Origin of the sequence: Stenotrophomonas sp. Ps181, assembly GCF_025697425.1 — a bacterium.
Lineage (GTDB): Bacteria > Pseudomonadota > Gammaproteobacteria > Xanthomonadales > Xanthomonadaceae > Stenotrophomonas > Stenotrophomonas sepilia.
The window spans coordinates 135,596-151,292 of the sequence record NZ_JAHWBI010000007.1 but is presented as its reverse complement, the minus strand read 5'-3'; the positions used below and the strand labels follow the sequence as shown (position 1 = coordinate 151,292).

Annotated in this window: 19 protein-coding genes; 10 read left to right on the top strand and 9 right to left on the bottom strand. The window is 66.1% G+C overall.

Annotation, left to right across the window (positions count from 1 at the left end):
• The first annotated feature begins 46 nt into the window (after nt 1-46).
• The 3 genes from KXV01_RS16880 (at nt 47) to KXV01_RS16870 (ending at nt 3,097) form a co-directional block, all read left to right on the top strand.
• Nucleotides 47-880 (top strand): XVIPCD domain-containing protein, encoded by an 834-nt coding sequence (locus KXV01_RS16880; RefSeq protein WP_258390918.1) that lies wholly within the window; start codon nt 47-49, stop codon nt 878-880.
• 186 nt (nt 881-1,066) lie between these two features.
• Nucleotides 1,067-2,212 carry a YncE family protein gene (locus KXV01_RS16875; protein WP_111097139.1) on the top strand — a complete coding sequence of 382 codons (1,146 nt, stop codon included), beginning with the start codon at nt 1,067-1,069 and terminating at the stop codon, nt 2,210-2,212.
• Between the two features lie 12 nt (nt 2,213-2,224).
• Nucleotides 2,225-3,097 (top strand): hypothetical protein, encoded by an 873-nt coding sequence (locus tag KXV01_RS16870; protein ID WP_146256750.1) that lies wholly within the window; start codon nt 2,225-2,227, stop codon nt 3,095-3,097.
• 26 nt (nt 3,098-3,123) lie between these two features.
• Here the strand turns inward: KXV01_RS16870 and KXV01_RS16865 are convergent, their stop codons facing one another.
• Together KXV01_RS16865 and KXV01_RS16860 are read right to left on the bottom strand one after the other, a co-directional pair.
• Nucleotides 3,124-3,516 (bottom strand): XVIPCD domain-containing protein, encoded by a 393-nt coding sequence (locus KXV01_RS16865; protein ID WP_111097140.1) that lies wholly within the window; start codon nt 3,514-3,516, stop codon nt 3,124-3,126.
• Between the two features lie 75 nt (nt 3,517-3,591).
• On the bottom strand, nt 3,592-4,071 hold the full coding sequence (locus tag KXV01_RS16860; protein WP_111097141.1) for a nuclear transport factor 2 family protein: 480 nt from the start codon (nt 4,069-4,071) through the stop codon (nt 3,592-3,594).
• A 227-nt stretch (nt 4,072-4,298) separates the two neighbouring features.
• Here KXV01_RS16860 and KXV01_RS16855 point away from each other — a divergent pair, with 227 nt between their 5' ends.
• Both KXV01_RS16855 and KXV01_RS16850 read left to right on the top strand, forming a co-directional pair.
• On the top strand, nt 4,299-5,111 hold the full coding sequence (locus tag KXV01_RS16855) for an alpha/beta hydrolase (protein WP_099495374.1): 813 nt from the start codon (nt 4,299-4,301) through the stop codon (nt 5,109-5,111).
• Nucleotides 5,112-5,120: 9 nt separating this feature from the next.
• Nucleotides 5,121-5,294, top strand: coding sequence for a hypothetical protein (locus KXV01_RS16850; protein ID WP_005415066.1), 174 nt, complete (start codon nt 5,121-5,123; stop codon nt 5,292-5,294).
• A 110-nt stretch (nt 5,295-5,404) separates the two neighbouring features.
• Here the strand turns inward: KXV01_RS16850 and KXV01_RS16845 are convergent, their stop codons facing one another.
• The gene (locus KXV01_RS16845) at nt 5,405-6,085 is read right to left on the bottom strand and encodes a hypothetical protein (RefSeq protein ID WP_099495380.1); all 681 of its coding nucleotides are present in this window, start codon (nt 6,083-6,085) and stop codon (nt 5,405-5,407) included.
• 138 nt (nt 6,086-6,223) lie between these two features.
• Here KXV01_RS16845 and KXV01_RS16840 point away from each other — a divergent pair, with 138 nt between their 5' ends.
• Nucleotides 6,224-6,868 (top strand): hypothetical protein, encoded by a 645-nt coding sequence (locus KXV01_RS16840; protein ID WP_099495375.1) that lies wholly within the window; start codon nt 6,224-6,226, stop codon nt 6,866-6,868.
• A 64-nt stretch (nt 6,869-6,932) separates the two neighbouring features.
• Entirely contained in the window at nt 6,933-7,901 is a 969-nt protein-coding gene (locus KXV01_RS16835; RefSeq protein WP_099495376.1) for a polysaccharide deacetylase family protein, read from the top strand.
• A 3-nt stretch (nt 7,902-7,904) separates the two neighbouring features.
• On the opposite strand, the gene KXV01_RS16830 is transcribed toward KXV01_RS16835, so the two are convergent.
• The 3 genes from KXV01_RS16830 to KXV01_RS16820 all read right to left on the bottom strand — a co-directional run bounded on the left by KXV01_RS16830 (nt 7,905) and on the right by KXV01_RS16820 (nt 10,150).
• Nucleotides 7,905-8,747, bottom strand: a complete 843-nt coding sequence (locus tag KXV01_RS16830) for an MnmC family methyltransferase (RefSeq protein WP_099591125.1) — start codon at nt 8,745-8,747, stop codon at nt 7,905-7,907.
• A gap of 184 nt (nt 8,748-8,931) precedes the next feature.
• Nucleotides 8,932-9,606 carry a hypothetical protein gene (locus KXV01_RS16825; protein ID WP_143566455.1) on the bottom strand — a complete coding sequence of 225 codons (675 nt, stop codon included), beginning with the start codon at nt 9,604-9,606 and terminating at the stop codon, nt 8,932-8,934.
• Nucleotides 9,607-9,733: 127 nt separating this feature from the next.
• Nucleotides 9,734-10,150 carry a hypothetical protein gene (locus KXV01_RS16820; protein WP_099495202.1) on the bottom strand — a complete coding sequence of 139 codons (417 nt, stop codon included), beginning with the start codon at nt 10,148-10,150 and terminating at the stop codon, nt 9,734-9,736.
• Nucleotides 10,151-10,240: 90 nt separating this feature from the next.
• Here KXV01_RS16820 and KXV01_RS16815 point away from each other — a divergent pair, with 90 nt between their 5' ends.
• Nucleotides 10,241-10,525, top strand: coding sequence for a hypothetical protein (locus KXV01_RS16815; protein WP_005415073.1), 285 nt, complete (start codon nt 10,241-10,243; stop codon nt 10,523-10,525).
• An 86-nt stretch (nt 10,526-10,611) separates the two neighbouring features.
• Here the strand turns inward: KXV01_RS16815 and dmeF are convergent, their stop codons facing one another.
• On the bottom strand, nt 10,612-11,574 hold the full coding sequence (dmeF, locus tag KXV01_RS16810) for a CDF family Co(II)/Ni(II) efflux transporter DmeF (protein WP_049417304.1): 963 nt from the start codon (nt 11,572-11,574) through the stop codon (nt 10,612-10,614).
• A 50-nt stretch (nt 11,575-11,624) separates the two neighbouring features.
• Between dmeF and KXV01_RS16805 the strand changes: the two genes are divergently transcribed.
• Nucleotides 11,625-11,909, top strand: a complete 285-nt coding sequence (locus tag KXV01_RS16805) for a metal-sensing transcriptional repressor (protein ID WP_049417302.1) — start codon at nt 11,625-11,627, stop codon at nt 11,907-11,909.
• Nucleotides 11,910-11,985: 76 nt separating this feature from the next.
• On the opposite strand, the gene KXV01_RS16800 is transcribed toward KXV01_RS16805, so the two are convergent.
• On the bottom strand, nt 11,986-12,357 hold the full coding sequence (locus KXV01_RS16800) for a MerC domain-containing protein (protein WP_014645760.1): 372 nt from the start codon (nt 12,355-12,357) through the stop codon (nt 11,986-11,988).
• Nucleotides 12,358-12,426: 69 nt separating this feature from the next.
• Here KXV01_RS16800 and KXV01_RS16795 point away from each other — a divergent pair, with 69 nt between their 5' ends.
• Nucleotides 12,427-13,752 (top strand): GTP-binding protein, encoded by a 1,326-nt coding sequence (locus KXV01_RS16795; RefSeq protein ID WP_111097142.1) that lies wholly within the window; start codon nt 12,427-12,429, stop codon nt 13,750-13,752.
• A gap of 186 nt (nt 13,753-13,938) precedes the next feature.
• On the opposite strand, the gene KXV01_RS16790 is transcribed toward KXV01_RS16795, so the two are convergent.
• Nucleotides 13,939-15,546, bottom strand: a complete 1,608-nt coding sequence (locus tag KXV01_RS16790) for an ATP-binding cassette domain-containing protein (protein WP_111097143.1) — start codon at nt 15,544-15,546, stop codon at nt 13,939-13,941.
• Between the last annotated feature and the right edge of the window lie 151 nt (nt 15,547-15,697).

Genomic DNA, 15,697 nt, shown 5'->3' with positions numbered 1-15,697 from the left:
GCTGGCGCGATCAAATGACCCGGTACCCGTGAGCAGGGGATTCACGATGGGGAACGACCGTGCGAATCCCTCGCTGGGCAAAGTCGATGACACGGATCTGCGGGTCTACGACAAGCCCCGCTTCGAGCGCACGATCGAGATCAGCAAGGAGCAGTACGACCGCATCCTCGAGTTCTCGGCGAACCCGAAGAAGCACGGCTTCGACATGGAGTACGACTTCTTCTCCAACGCGTGCACCGATTTCGCATGGGGTGCCCTGAACCACGCTGGGCTGCGCCCGGTCGGGCTGGCCGGGGAGATCAGCAACTACGAGGGCGCTACCAGGGTCCTGGACAACATCCGCGCGGTCAACGCCATTCCGCAGCAGGTGAAGGGCAGCGAGCTGGACAAGGTGCAGTGGAACCCGATGCCGAAGCAGACCTTCCGCGAGTGGATGTTCACCGAGAACGGCGAGCAGTGGCGCGGCAACAGCACCCTCGCGGCAAGCGGCACGCCCGCAGACCCGGCGCACGACGATCATGCCCGCCTCAACCAGATCCACCAGCAGGTGGCCGACCTCGGCGCTTTCGGGGCGCGCAACGGCAATGTCAGTGCCAGCCTGCTCGCGCTGTCGAAGGAGCAGCAGTTCTCGCGCGTGGACGAAGTGGTGCTGGGCGAGCAGCGCGGTGATACCGCACCGAAGCTGTTCATCGTGCAGGGGGACCGCAGTGACCCGGCACACCAGCGCGCCAGCATGCCGGCGGAGGTGGCTGCGCAGGCACCGGTGGAGGCCTCGTTCGATCGGGTCGCGCAGTTGCAGCAGAATGAGCCGCAGCGAGACGCGCAGCGCCTGCAGGAGGAGCAGCAGCTTCAGCAGAGCCACGGTCCACGGATGGCATAGCGGCGGGCGCAGCATCGAGGTCGAGCGTCGGCCATGCCCGCGCCGGCGCACGCCACGCCCCCCACCTGCTACCATTCCCCCCGCAACCCCAGCCAGCCCACCCCGCGCAGACAGATGCGGGGCGGGCCGTCGAAGTACGGCCCAGCGAGCCAGGACACCTTCCCGTGCCCATTCAAGGACGCTCGCATGTTCCGTACTCCTCTCTTCCGCTCGGCCGCGCTGGCCGTTGCCGTTTCGCTCAGCCTCGGCGTGCCCTCCGCGTTCGCCGACAACGCGCCCGCCGCCAGTGCCACCGCCGCTGTACAGCGCCAGGCCGTGGCCAAGGGCCTGTACGAGCTGGCCTACAGCCCGAAGCAGAACGCCGTGTTCGTGGCCTCCTCTGGCGGTTTCGGCGATGACGCCGGCCCGGCCCAGGTGCTGCGCCTGAACCCGGCCACGCTGGCGGTGGAAACCCGCATCCCGCTGGAGCGCAAAGCCTTCGGCGTGGTGCTGGATGACGCCCACAACCGCCTGTACGTGGGCAACACCGTGGACCTGTCGGTGACCGTGGTCGACACCGCGCAGAACAAGGCCGTCGGCACCATCCAGCTGATGGAGAAGAAGACCGGCAAGGACGGCAAGGCCGCCTACACCCATGACCTGCGCGAGCTGGTGGTCGACAGCGCGGCCAACCGCCTGTACGTGACCGGCCACAGCAGCCAGCCGGACGTGAGCAGCGTGCTGTTCGTGATCGATACGAACACGCTGAAGGTGATCAACACCATCGACGGCCTGGGCAATGCCAAGGCGCCGGGCCTGGCACTGGATGCGGCCAACAAGCGCGTCTACACCAGCAACCTGCTGGCCGACCTGGTGGTGGTGGGTACCGATTCGAACAAGGTGGTGGCGCAGCACAGGATCGCCGCCGAGCAGCCGATGAACATCGCGCTGGACCCGGCGGGCAAGCGCCTGTTCGTGACCGACCAGGGCTCGGAATTCCTGCGTGGCTACCAGGCCAAGAGCAGCGGCCTGGTCAGCAAGCATCCGGGCCAGCGCGTACTGGTGCTCGACCGCAGCACCGGCAAGGAACTGGCCAGCATCCCGACCGATGCCGGCCCGCTGGGCATCCTGCTGGATGCACCGCGCAAGCGCCTGTACGTGACCAACCGCGAAGCCGGTACGGTGACCGCATACAACAGTGACAGCTACCAGAAGGTGGCCACCTACACGGTGCCGACCCACCCGAACAGCCTGGCGCTGGATGCGAAGAACAACGTGTTGTTCGTGAGCATCAAGAACGGCGAGAAGGATGACAAGGGCGCTGACGAGAGCGTGGCGCGCATCCAGTTGTAAGGAGTCGAACGAGTGACCACTGTGGACTTGATCCACAGTGGTCAACAAATTGATGAACCTGCAGAATGCTGGCCGCTCCTACTGAGTTCGGAAAACATGGAAATTCTTGCGCGCACTGTTGATCGCCTCAGAGCGCTGGATTTGGAGAAAAAATTCTACCTGCTCGGAGTATCACTGCTGGCGGTGTGGATTTTTGAGGTGGTAAGAACCGGGAATCAGTACAGCTGCCAGGCTGCTCTTGTCCTTGGCTATACATTGATGGCGCTGGGGTTGATGACCTGGCTTATCCCAATTTTTCAGGGGGCATGGAGGTATGGCTATGTGCGCAGGCTAATGCTGATGCTGCACTTGGGGGTTATTCTTGGGGCGGCCATGATCGCGCGAAACATCATGACCAGCGCAACCGGTCTTCCGGGGCAGGATTTCGTCATGGCTACCGGAGCACTAGCGCTTCCGCTTTACATATTTGTTTGGCTGACGCTGGCAATGTTGCTTGTAGGCTTGGCGACCGTTGTCTGGCAAATCACGTTGGGATTGGTGGCGCTCGGAGTGCCACTTCTGGCGATGCTGATCCCTTCTGTCGGCCGGCGTGTAAAGAATAGATTGGAAGGGAAGAAGAACATCGCATTGGCACGGCTTCTGGGCGTAGTTGGGTTGTTCGGCGGGCTTCTTGTCTCAAGTCAACAGTTGAGGGATTTTCAACCAGAGCTTGAGTGGGTAGGGCTTTGGATTGCGTACTATGGCGATTATCAAGCAGCCGACAAGTATCCGGGCTTGCCCGCCGACGATCGCACGCTGATGCACGCCAACGGTGTTTACTCTGTGGCGAGACGTCAGCCGGGCGGCGCTATCTCTATTGAGGTCCATTACTGGAAAATGCCGTAAATCGTGAAGATAGCTTCAGAGAAGCATCACCCCATCCGAGGCGCGGGATTCTGCATTTCCTGCGCCTGCGCCTCAACCTGCTGCTGCACACCCAACCCCAACTTCTGCATCGACTGCTCCACCGGCGTCTGCGCCGCCACCGCGGTCGGCATCATCGCGCGCAGGTGCGCTGGATTGGCCGGGTCGCCCTGCACCACGAAGATGTTGTGTCCGGCCGGGTGCTGGGCCGTGGCGTTGCTGACCAGCACGTGGTCGACCTGTTGCAGGCCCTGCTCGCGGGCGAGCACGGTCAGGCTGGCGGTCAGGCGTTCGCTGGTCTGGTCGAACGCACGGCCATGCTGGGCGTCCAGTGCGGCCACGCCCTGACGGATCTGCTGGTTGAGGCCGTAGTCGGGGTGGTTGGGGGTGATCTCTGCCATGGCGATCGAACGGTAGCGGTGGGTCGGGGTTAACTCTGCCAGTATAGATCCGGCCGGTGAAGGGCGCCGGAAACGTCAGTCCGCCGGCCGATGGTCATAGCTGATCACCCGTTCGGCCAGCCAGTGCCCGCCCACGCGGCGCCAGACCTGGATGAAGCGGGCCTGGCCGGTCCAGCGTTCCACGCCGTCCTTGCCGCGCTCGTAAAAGCGGTGGTCGCCGATTTCGAGCGCCCGCTCATCGTGCAGCGGAAACACCTGCAGCGAAGATTCCACGAGCTCGCGGCGCAGCTGCCAGCCACCCTTGCGCGCGCTGCTGCACAGGCTGGCCACGCTGCGGCGGAAGTCCTCGCGGTTGCTGGCCGATTTGCCATCCTTGTCATGGAAGAATTCCATGTCTTCGGTGGTCATCGCGGCGGCCTTGTCGGCATCGCAGGCCTCGAAGGCGGCGGCGAACAGCTGGGTGTCGGCCTGGCGGACCTGCGCGCGCAGGGTGTCGGCGGGCGCTGGCGCGGCAACGAGGCCGGCGGCCAGCAAGGGCAGGGTGAGCAGCAGCATGGTGAGGCTCCAGGGAGGGTTCACGCAGGCTGGCATGGCGTTTGGGCCGCTGCAGCCGGCTTCCGACGAAACGGCCTCGCCACGGAATGAATGCCCATATTGGCGGCCCTGTTCCAGCCTTGAGGCCGTTGCCTGTGCAGGGGATGTCATGAGCGGCCGGGATTCCCTCACAGCCGCCACAGGTGACGGCCACTAGCCTGAAATCCTCCCCTTCCACAGGAGCGCCCATGCCTGCTTCCCGCATCCGCCTGCACGTTGAAGACACTGGTGGCGACGGCCGCCCGGTCATCCTGATCCACGGCTGGCCGCTGTCTGCCGACGCCTGGAAGACCCAGGTGGCGATCCTGCGCGATGCACAGCACCGCGTGATCAGCTACGACCGGCGCGGTTTCGGCCGCTCCGACAAACCGGCCGACGGCTATGACTACGACACCCTGGCGGCGGACCTGGCGGGGTTGATCGAGGAACGTGACCTGCGCGATGTCACCCTGGTCGGTTTCTCGATGGGCGGTGGCGAGGTAGCGCGCTACGTGGCCAACCACGGCCAGGATCGCCTGCACAGTGTGGTGTTCGCTGCGGCGGTGCCGCCGTTCCTGCTGCGCAGTGACGACAACCCGGAGGGGCCGCTGCCCCAGGCCAAGGCCGATGAAATGCGCAGCGGATTGGAGAAGGACCGCGAGGCGTTCTTCGACGGCTTCACCCGCGACTTCTTCAGCGCCAATGGCCAGCTGATGGTGACCGAAGAAACGCGCCAGGCGGCCATCGCGCTGTGCCATCAATCCGACCAGACGGCGGCACTGGGCTGCATGAAGGCGTTCGCCACGACCGATTTCCGGGATGACTTGAAAAAGATCACGGTGCCGACCTTGATCCTGCACGGCGACAGTGACGCCATCGTGCCGTTCGAGGGCTCCGGCCAGCGTACCCACAAGGCCATCAAGGGCAGCGAAGTGGTGATCCTGGAAGGCGCGCCACATGGCTGCAACACCAGCCACGCCGACCGCTTCAATCTGGCCCTGCTGAACTTCCTGAAGCGCTAAGCTGCGGCCATGCGCCAGACCAGAACCCCCCCGTGGAAGAAGCCCAACCCCAAGGGCCAGACGTCGCAACCGCTGTCGGATGCGCAGAAGGCGGCGGCACGGCAACGTGCCGAGGAGAACGGGCGGCGCTATCCCAACCTGGTCGACAACATGTGGGCGGCGAAGCTGCCGCGAGGGTCGTGATTCAAAGGCTGGGTGTGGGCTTGATGTAGAGCCGAGCCGATGCTCGGCTGGCGCGCGCAGCGCGTGCCGTCCGGGGAAGGGGTAAAGGGCAGCGGAGCATGGGCTCTGCTCTAAGGGCCGGGCAGTGGCTGCCAGCCCGACTCCCTCCACGGCGCAACGTCGCGTTGCTGTACGTCAATGGCCTCGATTGGCAACCCGGCCAGCCGTGCCAGTTCTACACGCAGCATTTCAGCGTCTACCGGTCGCGCGACGGCCACCTGCAGGCGATCACCCTGCAGCCGTACCTGCACGGGTACGACCGCATGGGCTTCATGCTCACCACCGGTGCGACCGATCGGGTAGCGCATCGCCGTGGGCCGCCCCAGCTGTGCGAGCGCGGGTTGCCATGCCTGCAGCACGACGGGCTGTGCGGCCACGGGAACCTGCGCCTCGATGACGATTCCCGGATAACCGATGAGATTGCCCACCATCACCTGGAAGCGTGCGCCATCGGGGATGGCCAGCACGGTGGCGATCAGCGCCATCAGCAAGAGGATGGCCGCGGCGACGTGCCAGCTGCGGGGTGCGGTGGCGGCGCGGGTTGCCATACGCAGGCCCGGCTTCCGCCGCAGCTTGCGCGCGTAGATGCGTCGATCGTTCTTGCGGGGGCTGCTGCTGTGCTCCGGCAGGTTCAACGGGACGCGTGGCATCCGGGCGACGCGCGCATTGATCAGGCGCGCCAGCAGCCACCATGCGAGCACGAACGCCAGCAGTGGCAGCAGCGTTCGTACGATCAGGTACAGCATCACCATCGGGAACATCCTGCTTGGCACACACGGATTCAATCAACCTCGTCATCGTAACGGCGCTGCGTGGTGCGTGTCGCATCCGCCAGCCGACACGTGCGAAGCGCTTGGTTAGGATGGCTCTTTGCTGTCATGGATGAACCGATGAGCGCCGCCACTTCCCGAATCCGCCGCATCTGTGGGCAGGGGCCGATCCTGTTGATGCTCCAGTGGGTCGCGCTGCTGTCTGTGGTACTGGCTGCCGGCTTCTTCCATTACCGCGTGGAGCTGTTGCTGGAGCCGGTGACGGCGGCCTGTGGGGGCCCGGACGCCCAAGCGCGATTGCAGGTTGCCGAACAAGTGATGGCGCGTGCGGGCGCACTGGATGACTGGCAGCCCCTGGGCTGGATTCCATGGGTAGGCGTGGTGCTGGCGTTGCTGGGGGCCATGGCGGTATGCGCAAGCCGTGCCCTGTGGCTGCGCGATCGGCTGCGCACTGCGAACGTGGCGCTTATGGTGCTGCACGGTGGCGCACTGGCTTTGGCCGGATGGGTGCTGCACCTGTACGAGAATGCGTGGAGCAATGTGGCGCTGCTGTCACCCACGGCGTGCCTGGTGGAGCTGGTGTCGGAGGGTGATGTACCGCTGGAGCAGGCGCAGCGCGTGGTGTTCCACATCCTGACGCGGGTGAACGCGCCACTGCTGCGCAATCCGGATGATCTGGCGCTGGTGTTGACGGTGCTGTTGTTGGCCGCAATGGCCGGCGGCGTTGCCCTGTGGCGTGCGATCGCGCGGGCCCGGGCGGGCTGAGCACGCTCGGCGGCGCGCGGCAATCGCGCTACAGTCGATGCCTCGCCACTCCAGGGAAGACCCGATGCGCTTGTTGCTGCGTGCGTTGCCGTTGTTGCTGTGTTCGCTGGCGGTACATGCCGCCGAGGTGGACCGCCGTATCGCGGTGACCATCGATGACCTGCCATGGGCACGACTTGACCAGATTGCGCCGCCGGACCTGCAGGCGCGGCATGAGGCGTTGATGGCCCAGCTGCACCAGGCAGGCGTGCCGGTGGTCGGCTTCGTCAACGAGAACAAGCTTGAGGTGGATGGACAGGTGCAGCCGGCGCGGGTGCAGATGCTGCGCGACTGGCGCGATGCGGGCTATGTGCTGGGCAACCACACCTACTCGCACATGGATCTGAATGCGAAGGGCGTGGCGGCGTTCCAGCAGGATTTCCTGCGCGGCGAGACGGTGCTGCGGCCGCTGCTGGCTGAGCAGGGGCAGGCGCCGCAGTGGATGCGCCACCCCTACCTGCGCGCCGGGCGCACCGCGGATGAGCGCGCGCAGATGGATGCGTTCTTCAAGCAGCATGGCTACCGCGTGGCGCCGGTGACGGTGGACAACGGCGAGTGGGTGTGGGCGTTCGCCTATGCCAACGTGATGAACGAGCAGGCGGACTCGCCCGCGCGCGCGGCGACGTTGGCGCAGCTGCGCAAGGGCTACGTGCCGTACATGCTGAACAAGCTGGATTACTACGAGAAGCAGTCGCAGGCGCTGCTGGGGTACGCGCTGCCGCAGGTGTGGCTGATGCACGCCAATGAGCTCAACGCGGCCACCTTCGCCGAACTGGTCGCGGCCACGAAGCGCCGCGGCTATCGCTTCATTTCGCTGGACGAGGCGATGCGTGACCCGGCCTACGCGCGGGGTGCCGAGGGCTACAACGGCCGCTATGGCCCGAGCTGGCTGCACCGCTGGGCGATGGCGGAGAACAAGCCGAAGGACTTCTACGCCGGCGAACCCGAGGTGCCGGCGTGGGTGATGAAGCTGGCCAAGGTCGATTCGGAGTAAGGCTCAGCGCTTGACGGCCAGCACGCCGTCCAGCGCCAGTTCGGCCTTGAAACCGGCCTTTTCCAGGCGCTTGGCCACTTCACGCGGCACGTCGCGGCCGCTGGTCAGCTTGTTCGGCGCGCCGGTGTAGTGGAACAGGCGGCCGCCCTTGCGGATCACGCGGGCGAGGTGGTCGTAGAACACCTGCGAGTACAGCTCGCCGGCGATGCCGAAGCGCGGCGGGTCGTGCAGGATCGCGTCGACGCTGTTGCTGGCCACCTGTTCGATCTGCTGCGAGACGTCGCCGTGGCTGAACTGCAGGCGGCCGCCGGCGGCAGCCGAGTCTGGATCCGGCGACCACGGGTTGAGCGTGCGCAGCCACATCACATCGGCGTTCTTCTCGAACGAACGGATCTGGCTGACACCGGCTTCCAGCGCACAGGCGGCGAAGTAGCCGAGGCCACCGCAGGTATCGAGGATGACCTTGCCGGCCGGCGCGACCAGCTCGACCTTGCGGCGCGCATCCTCGAACGGCGACAGCTTCGAGGTGGGCAGCATCTTGATGCCGTCGATCTCGAAGGTCGGTGCGCCCCATTCGGTGGGCACCAGCTTGATCAGCGAGCCGCTGTAGCGCGAGATCGGCGCGAAGTCCTCGCCATCCCAGTAGTACAGCGTGCGGTCCTTCAGCTTGCCCGGCCAGGGGTAGGGCTGGCCCCGGAAGTGGAAGCCGTCCGCGTCCAGCGCCACGCTGTCCTGGCTGCGCCCGAGGTCGAGCGAGCCCTGCCAGTCGGCGGCGCCCTTGTCATGGGCACGGCGCAGGGTGTCGGCGCTGTCGCGGGTCAGCAGGGGGCCGGTGTAATGGGGCACGGCGGGTACCGGGGCGGTTCGGGGGAGGGCATGTTACCGCAGCCCCCATGATGGGTTGAAAGAGTGGTTTCTGACCATGGTCGTTGAGAACAACGGTCTGTGAGGCGTGTGCAATCAATCAGTATGACGGGATGCCGCGGCACGGCCTTCAGTGAAAGGCTGAAGGCCGCCTAAGATCAGTTGCCTACTGGGCGAACTGAGTTCCGCGATTGGATGCGCATTGCTTTGGTATGCACACGTCCAGGGAGGTGCTCACGAACCGTGACTCCATTACGGTGCAGACGACGCCAATTCCCTCGCTGAGATAGAAGGGGGATGAGTAATGACGTGTATCGCTAAGGTAGCATCTGCCGTTGTCAACACCAATCTTAGCTGTTCGGGCTCCGGCGACGGAGCTCTCTGCGTTCATCTGGCCTGTTGAGTAATAGGAAACACCCACAGGCACACGTCCATTCGGCGCAGTTGCCGTAACCCAGTCAATACTCTTCGAATTCAATTTTGAGGTTGGATTACCAGGTGTGTTTTCACGAGTGCATGCCCAGCCTGCTGCAGGCCCTTCAATCGTCCCTTCGCCTTGAGATGGTTCCATATCCATGGAAGCGCAGAAGGCTTGATGATAGAGCTTGGTCGCCTCCGGCTGGTCGCTGTATCGATAGATCAGGCGTCCAAATCCATCCGGCTTGAGATGCTGATCAACTGGAATCTGCCCGCCGTCGAAGTCCGGCCAAGTTGTACGGCGAACAATGATGATCTCCCCCTTGGTGCCGAGCTCCGTTTTGTCGACACTCAATGGTGTTTCTGCGAATGCAGGCGAGGCCGTGGCGATTGCCAGACACAGGATCAGCGTGCGATTGCTCATCTGCGAGTCTCCGTTCTACGGTTGCGGAGACATCAGGCTCAAACATATTCATGTTTCAGATTGTGACCTGCGCTGTGCTTGACCACATTTCAAACTTTTCTCACTAGTTTGAATGTTGATCCATTGCCTAATCGCACTTCACCGCATACACCGGCCCAGCCCCGATCAGCATCAGCGCCATGTAGTCGCTGTCGCCGGCCTTGCCCTTCAGCGTCGCGCCCTTGTTGAAGTGGAAGATGCCGAAGCCGCCGGACATGCGGATCAGGGCACTGTCGATCTGCTCGGCGCCGTCGCGGAAGTAACGGCCGATCTCGCTGCGGGTGGCCTTGTGCAGGGCATTGGGTTCGCGCTGCCACTGCGCGCCACGGCTGAAGGAAACGAAGTACTGGCCGCCTTCCTTGTCGATGCGGAAGTCGGCGGGCTTGCGCGCGCCTGTGGCGAAGCAGCCCTGTAATGGGTCGGCGGAGAAGGGAAGCCGTGCATCGTCGCCGCAGGCAGTGAGCAGCAGGAGGGCACCGGGCAGCAGCAGGCGGAGCGCGCGCATGGGATGTCCCTACAGGGCAGGTGCGGCTAGTGTAGGCAGCACGCGGGCGTGGCCCGTACAGAAATTCGGCAAGGACACAGGGGTTTTCGGATGGCGCAGGGCAAGGCACCGTGGTGTGGCGTGGCCAGTTGGCTGGGTATTGCAGTGGGGTGGGGGGCAGGCACCGTGGCGGCACAGGCGGCGGTCGCCGCGGGTGGCAATGGCATGGCCGCAGGGCTGGGCGTGGGCGTGCTGGGTGCGGCGCTGGTGGGGGGCGGCCTGGCCGTGGCCTCGCGCGTGCGCGGTGAGCGCTGGCCGTGGATCGGCATCGGCGGTGCAGTGCTGAGTGCGCTGCCGCTGCTGATGTACCTGTTGCGGATGATGCTGAAGCTCTAGCGGTAGTGCCGGCCGCTGGCCGGCAACTGCAGATCGCGTGCGGTGTTCATGGGGTTGCCGGCCAGCGGCCGGCACTACCGGATGTCTCACGCGCTGCGGTGGATCTCCACCGTTACGTGCACCAGCTCTTCATGGATCGCCAGCGCGCTGCGCACGGTATCGGCATCCAGCGTGGCGTCGCTGGTGACCACGCTGGCGCTGACCGCGTACTTGCCGCGACCCACCTGCCAGACGTGCAGGTCGGCCAGGCGTGCCGGCCACGGGCCCTGTTCGATCACCTCGCGTACTTCGGCCACCACTGGCGCGTCCATCTGCGCGTCGAGCAGGATGCGGCCGCTGTCGCGCAGCAGGCCGATCGCCCACACCGTGACCAGCACGGCGCCGACCAGGCCCATCACCGGGTCCAGCCAGGTCAGGCCAAGCAGCTTGCCGCCGAGCAGGGCGACGATGGCCAGCACCGAGGTGGCGGCGTCGGCCAGCACGTGGACGTAGGCCGAGCGCAGGTTGAGGTCGTGACCGTGCGCATGCCCGTGGTCGTGGTGGTCGTGGCCATGCCCGTGGTCATGGCCATGGTGATGATGCGCGTGGCCCGGGCTGTCGTGCAGCCACCAGGCACACAGCAGGTTCACGCCCAGCCCGACCGCGGCGATGGCGATGGCTTCGTTGTAGTGGATCGGCGCTGGTACCCACAGCCGCTCCAGCGATTGCACCGCCATCAGCGCGGCGACGCCAAGCAGGGCGATGGCGCTGGTATAGCCGGCCAGGATCTCGATCTTCCAGGTGCCGAAAGCGAAGCGCGGGTCGTGCGCGTAGCGGCGCGCGCAGCGGTAGGCGAACACTGCCAGGCCCAACGCGAGTGCGTGCGAACTCATGTGCCAGCCGTCGGCGAGCACGGCCATGGAGTTGAACCACCAGCCGCCGACAATTTCCACCAGCATCATGCTGACGGTGAGCCACAGGGCGCGGCGGGTATTGCGTTCGGCCAGCGGGTTGCCGTCGTCGAAGCGGTGTTCGTGGCGACGGGCGGCGGCGAGGGCGTCCAGGTGCATGGGAAGACCAGAGGGTGGAAGGATACCCTCATAGGGTATACGATGCGCCCATGGCCCATGTACACAGGAATCGAAAGCAGCTGCTGACCCGGGTGCGCCGGATCGGCGGCCAGGTGGCGGCGTTGGAGCAGGCGCTGGACAGGCCGGAGGGTGAGGCCGGCGACTGTGCGGACGTGCTGGTGCAGGTTGCTGCGGTGCGCGGCGCCGCCCACAGCCTGCTGATGGAGCTGCTGCACGAGCATCTGCAGGAACATGTGGTCGGCGCCGAAGACCCGCAGCAGCGGGCGGCCGAGGCCGAAGTGCTGGTCGAACTGCTGCGCCGCTACGGCAAATGACCGGGTAGTGCCGGCCGCTGGCCGGCAACCGCAGGTTGCCTTCCCCGTTCGTGAAGTTGCCGGCCAGCGACCGGCATTACCCGTGCCGGTGCCGCGCGTTCCAGATGTGCGTGGCGGCCAGCAACAGGCTGCCGGTGACGGTCATCGGTGTTTCCCAGTCGTGCGAGGGCAACGCCAGCGCGCCGGCCAGCAGCAGGCCGAGCCCGGCGCCGGCGGTGGCCCAGGCCAGCACCGGCAACGGATGGCGGCGCTCGGCCCGCCATAGTGCATACCCGGTCAGCGGCAGGGCGATGGCCACGAACAGCAGATGCACCCATTCCGCTTCGGCCCACGTGCCGAACAGCGGCAGCGCGGCGGCCAGCAGGGGCAGCGCCAGGCAGTGCAGCAGGCACAGGCTGGACAGGGCGACCGCGCCGGCATCAAGCAGGGCGGCAGAAGGCGACTTCATCGGGGGAGGTTCCTTGCGCAGCAATTGTTATACAGTAACATTTCCGTTCCGCAGCCAACCCGCTCCGACATGAACACTGTTTCCCGCGCCGACCGTCGCCTTCCGGTCACCGTGCTGTCCGGCTTCCTCGGAGCCGGCAAGACCACCCTGCTCAACCAGATCCTGCGCAATCGCGAGGGCCTGCGCGTGGCGGTCATCGTCAACGACATGAGCGAGGTCAACATCGATGCGCAGCTGCTACGCGAGGGCGGCGCCGAACTGCACCGCACCGAAGAGACGCTGGTGGAGTTCAGCAATGGCTGCATCTGCTGCACGCTGCGCGATGACCTGCTGCAGGAAGTGCGGCGCCTGGCCGATGCGGGGCGCTATGACTATCTGCTGATCGAGTCGACGGGCATCGGTGAGCCGATGCCGGTGGCGGCCACCTTCGCGGTACGCGACGAGCAGGGCTTCAGCCTGAGTGACATCGCGCGCCTGGACACGATGGTGACGGTGGTGGATGGCAGCGCTTTCCTCGCCGACTTCGGCTCGACGTTGCGCCTTGCCGAGCGCGGCCAGCAGGCCGGGCCGGATGACGATCGCGGCGTAGTCGACCTGCTGTGCGAGCAGGTCGAGTTCGCCGACGTGATCGTGGTCAGCAAGGTCGACCAGACAGATGACGAAGTGCTGCAGGACACGCTGGCCGTGCTGCGTGGCCTGAACCGCGACGCGAAGCTGCTGCTGTCACGCTTCGGTGACGTGCCACTGGCCGAGCTGCTGGACACCGGCCGCTTCGACTACGAGCGTGCGCAACGTGCGCCGGGCTGGGTAAAGGAACTGCGTGGCGAGCATACGCCGGAGACCGAAGAATATGGCATCGCCAGTTTCGTCTACCGCTCGCGGCGACCGTTCCATCCCGCGCGCTTCGCCCGTGCGCTGCAGTCGGGCATGCCCGGCGTGATCCGCAGCAAGGGCTGGTTCTGGCTGGCCAACCGCATGGACTGGGTGGGCGAGCTGAACACCGTGGGCGCCGCGACGCGGACGCAGGCGGCGGGGTTCTGGTACGCCGCACGCGATCGCGTGCGTGCCGGGCTGGAGGACACGCCGCCGTTGCTGCCGCCCACGCCGCTGCCGTACAGCGATCTGGGCTGGGCGCGGCAGCAGGCCGACTGCTGGAGCGCACCGTTGCCGGGACCGGAAGACTTCCCGGATGCAGCCGCGCATTCGGCGATGCAGCGCGTGTGGCACCCGTTGTGGGGCGACCGCCGCCAGGAGCTGGTGGTGATCGGCGTGCACATGGATGAGCGTGCGGTGCGTGCGGAGCTGGACGCGTGCCTGCTCAACGATCAGGAACTGCGTGCGGGGCCGCTGCTGTGGCAACAGCTGCCGCAGGCGTTCCCGGTGTGGAAGCGGTGACGGTGCACTGAGGATCCATGGGTTGCCGGCCAGCGGGCGGCACTACCCCTGGTCGATACGCCATGCGTGGATGGATGCATGGCGGAGTCGAGCATGGCTCGACTCTACAATGTGATCCGTCGCGGCCAATCCTGTAGAGCCGAGCCCATGCTCGGCTGCTGCAGTGGACCCACGCATGGCGTGGATCTACAAGGCGTCACGCCACTGCCAACCCCCGGTGCCCACCTGCAGCACGTGGGTCGGCCGCAACGCCTGCAGCAGGTGCCGGTCGTGGCTGACCATCAGCAGCGCGCCCGGCCATGCCGCCAGCAGTTCTTCCAGCGCCTGCAGGGCATCAAGATCCAGTGCATTGCCAGGCTCGTCCAGCAGCAACAGCTGCGGTGCGGGATCGGCATACAGCACGCTGGCCAGCGCGCCTTTTACCCGTTCGCCATCGCTGAGGCGATGGGCTGCACGCTGGATGCGCTGCGCGTCCAGCCCGAGCAGGGCCAGCCGTGTGCGCAGTTCACCGGTATCGGCCGCCGGGTTGGCAGCCTGCACGGTGTCGAGAATGCTGCGTTCGCCGGAGAGCCCCAGCAGCTGCTGGTCGAGCAGCGCCAGTGGTGCATGACGCTGCACGATGCCACTGCGTGCAGGCAGCTGGCCGGCCAGCACGCGCAGGAGCGTGGACTTGCCACTGCCGTTGTCACCGACCACGGCGATGCGCTGGCCGCGGCGGACCTCCAGTTGCAACGGTGCACTGCAACCATGCGGCAGCACCAGCGACTCCGCCTGCAGCAGACGTGCGCTGCCGCGTTCACCGTCACCGGCGAACAGCGCCAGCTCTGGCGCGGCGTGAACTGCCGAAGCCGCTGCGCGCAGTTGGTCGCTGCTGGCCTGCAGACGATCGGCCTGGACCTGTTGCGCGCGCCCGTGGCTGGCCTCTGCACGCTGTTTCTGCCGGCCAAGCAGGATCGGTGCCTGGTTGGCCTGCTTCGCATCGCGATTGCCACGTGCCTGGCGCTGCTGCTGGCGTTCGTGCTGCTCGCGCGCGCTGCGCTGTTGCTGCCGGTGCTGGGCCCGTGCGTGGTCGAGCTGTGCGGCGGCCGCTGCGCGTTCGGCGGCCCGCGCGTCGGCGTAGTGCTGCCACGGCCCGCCATAGCGACGCAGTCCGCGCGCATCGAGCTCGACGATCTGCTGCATCTGCGCCAGCAGCTCGCGATCATGGCTGATCACCAGCAGGCCGCCGCGCCACTGCCGCAACCGTTCGTATAGCCGCTGGCGATGGCGGGCATCGAGGTGGTTGCTGGGTTCGTCCAGGATCAGCCAATCGGCGCCGCTGGCCCAGGCGCCGGACAGCGCCACCTGCATGGCCTGGCCGCCACTGAGACGCGCGGCGGGTTGGGCGGGATCGAGATCGTCGGGCAGGCGGAGCGCCTGCCATTGCTGCTGCAGGCGCTCGCGCAGATCCCAATGGTCGCCGACGCAGGCGAAGTCGGCCTCATCCACGCTGCCGGCTTCGATGCGTTGCAGCGCGGCCAGTTCCGCGCCGACGCCGGCCAGTTCAGCGACCGTGCCGGCGGGTGGATAGCCAGGCGTCGGCAACAGGAATACGCGGCCGCTGCTGCGCACCTGCCCGTTCTCTGGCCGCACCCGGCCGGCCAGCAGGCGTGCGAGCACGCTCTTGCCGGTGCCATTGGCACCCACCAGGCCGGTGGCGACCGGATCGAAGGAAAACGACAGATCGGAAAACAGCGGGCGGCCGTCGGCCAGCCGATACGACACGCGATCGAGCGTGAGGGAATGTGTGGTCATGCGACCTCCATGGATGCCGGGTTCTCCCCTGCGCGCAGGGGCGGGAAGAGTCAGGCCGTCTGCTGGGAAGACGGCGGCATCAATGGCGCATTGGTCGCGAGCCTCTGGGAGGAATGAGCGGGCAGTATAGCGGGGTTGGCTGAATGGCTGC

Coding starts and splice junctions, on each gene's coding strand:
- KXV01_RS16840 (WP_099495375.1), top strand. CDS start 6,224: ATGAGCGCCGCCACTTCCCGAATCCGCCGCATCTGTGGGCAGGGGCCG.
- KXV01_RS16875 (WP_111097139.1), top strand. CDS start 1,067: ATGTTCCGTACTCCTCTCTTCCGCTCGGCCGCGCTGGCCGTTGCCGTT.
- KXV01_RS16805 (WP_049417302.1), top strand. CDS start 11,625: ATGGCCCATGTACACAGGAATCGAAAGCAGCTGCTGACCCGGGTGCGC.
- KXV01_RS16820 (WP_099495202.1), bottom strand. CDS start 10,150: ATGCGCGCGCTCCGCCTGCTGCTGCCCGGTGCCCTCCTGCTGCTCACT.
- KXV01_RS16825 (WP_143566455.1), bottom strand. CDS start 9,606: ATGAGCAATCGCACGCTGATCCTGTGTCTGGCAATCGCCACGGCCTCG.
- KXV01_RS16845 (WP_099495380.1), bottom strand. CDS start 6,085: ATGGTGATGCTGTACCTGATCGTACGAACGCTGCTGCCACTGCTGGCG.
- KXV01_RS16835 (WP_099495376.1), top strand. CDS start 6,933: ATGCGCTTGTTGCTGCGTGCGTTGCCGTTGTTGCTGTGTTCGCTGGCG.
- KXV01_RS16850 (WP_005415066.1), top strand. CDS start 5,121: ATGCGCCAGACCAGAACCCCCCCGTGGAAGAAGCCCAACCCCAAGGGC.
- KXV01_RS16815 (WP_005415073.1), top strand. CDS start 10,241: ATGGCGCAGGGCAAGGCACCGTGGTGTGGCGTGGCCAGTTGGCTGGGT.
- dmeF (WP_049417304.1), bottom strand. CDS start 11,574: ATGCACCTGGACGCCCTCGCCGCCGCCCGTCGCCACGAACACCGCTTC.
- KXV01_RS16865 (WP_111097140.1), bottom strand. CDS start 3,516: ATGGCAGAGATCACCCCCAACCACCCCGACTACGGCCTCAACCAGCAG.
- KXV01_RS16855 (WP_099495374.1), top strand. CDS start 4,299: ATGCCTGCTTCCCGCATCCGCCTGCACGTTGAAGACACTGGTGGCGAC.
- KXV01_RS16860 (WP_111097141.1), bottom strand. CDS start 4,071: ATGCTGCTGCTCACCCTGCCCTTGCTGGCCGCCGGCCTCGTTGCCGCG.
- KXV01_RS16790 (WP_111097143.1), bottom strand. CDS start 15,546: ATGACCACACATTCCCTCACGCTCGATCGCGTGTCGTATCGGCTGGCC.
- KXV01_RS16880 (WP_258390918.1), top strand. CDS start 47: ATGGGGAACGACCGTGCGAATCCCTCGCTGGGCAAAGTCGATGACACG.
- KXV01_RS16800 (WP_014645760.1), bottom strand. CDS start 12,357: ATGAAGTCGCCTTCTGCCGCCCTGCTTGATGCCGGCGCGGTCGCCCTG.
- KXV01_RS16795 (WP_111097142.1), top strand. CDS start 12,427: ATGAACACTGTTTCCCGCGCCGACCGTCGCCTTCCGGTCACCGTGCTG.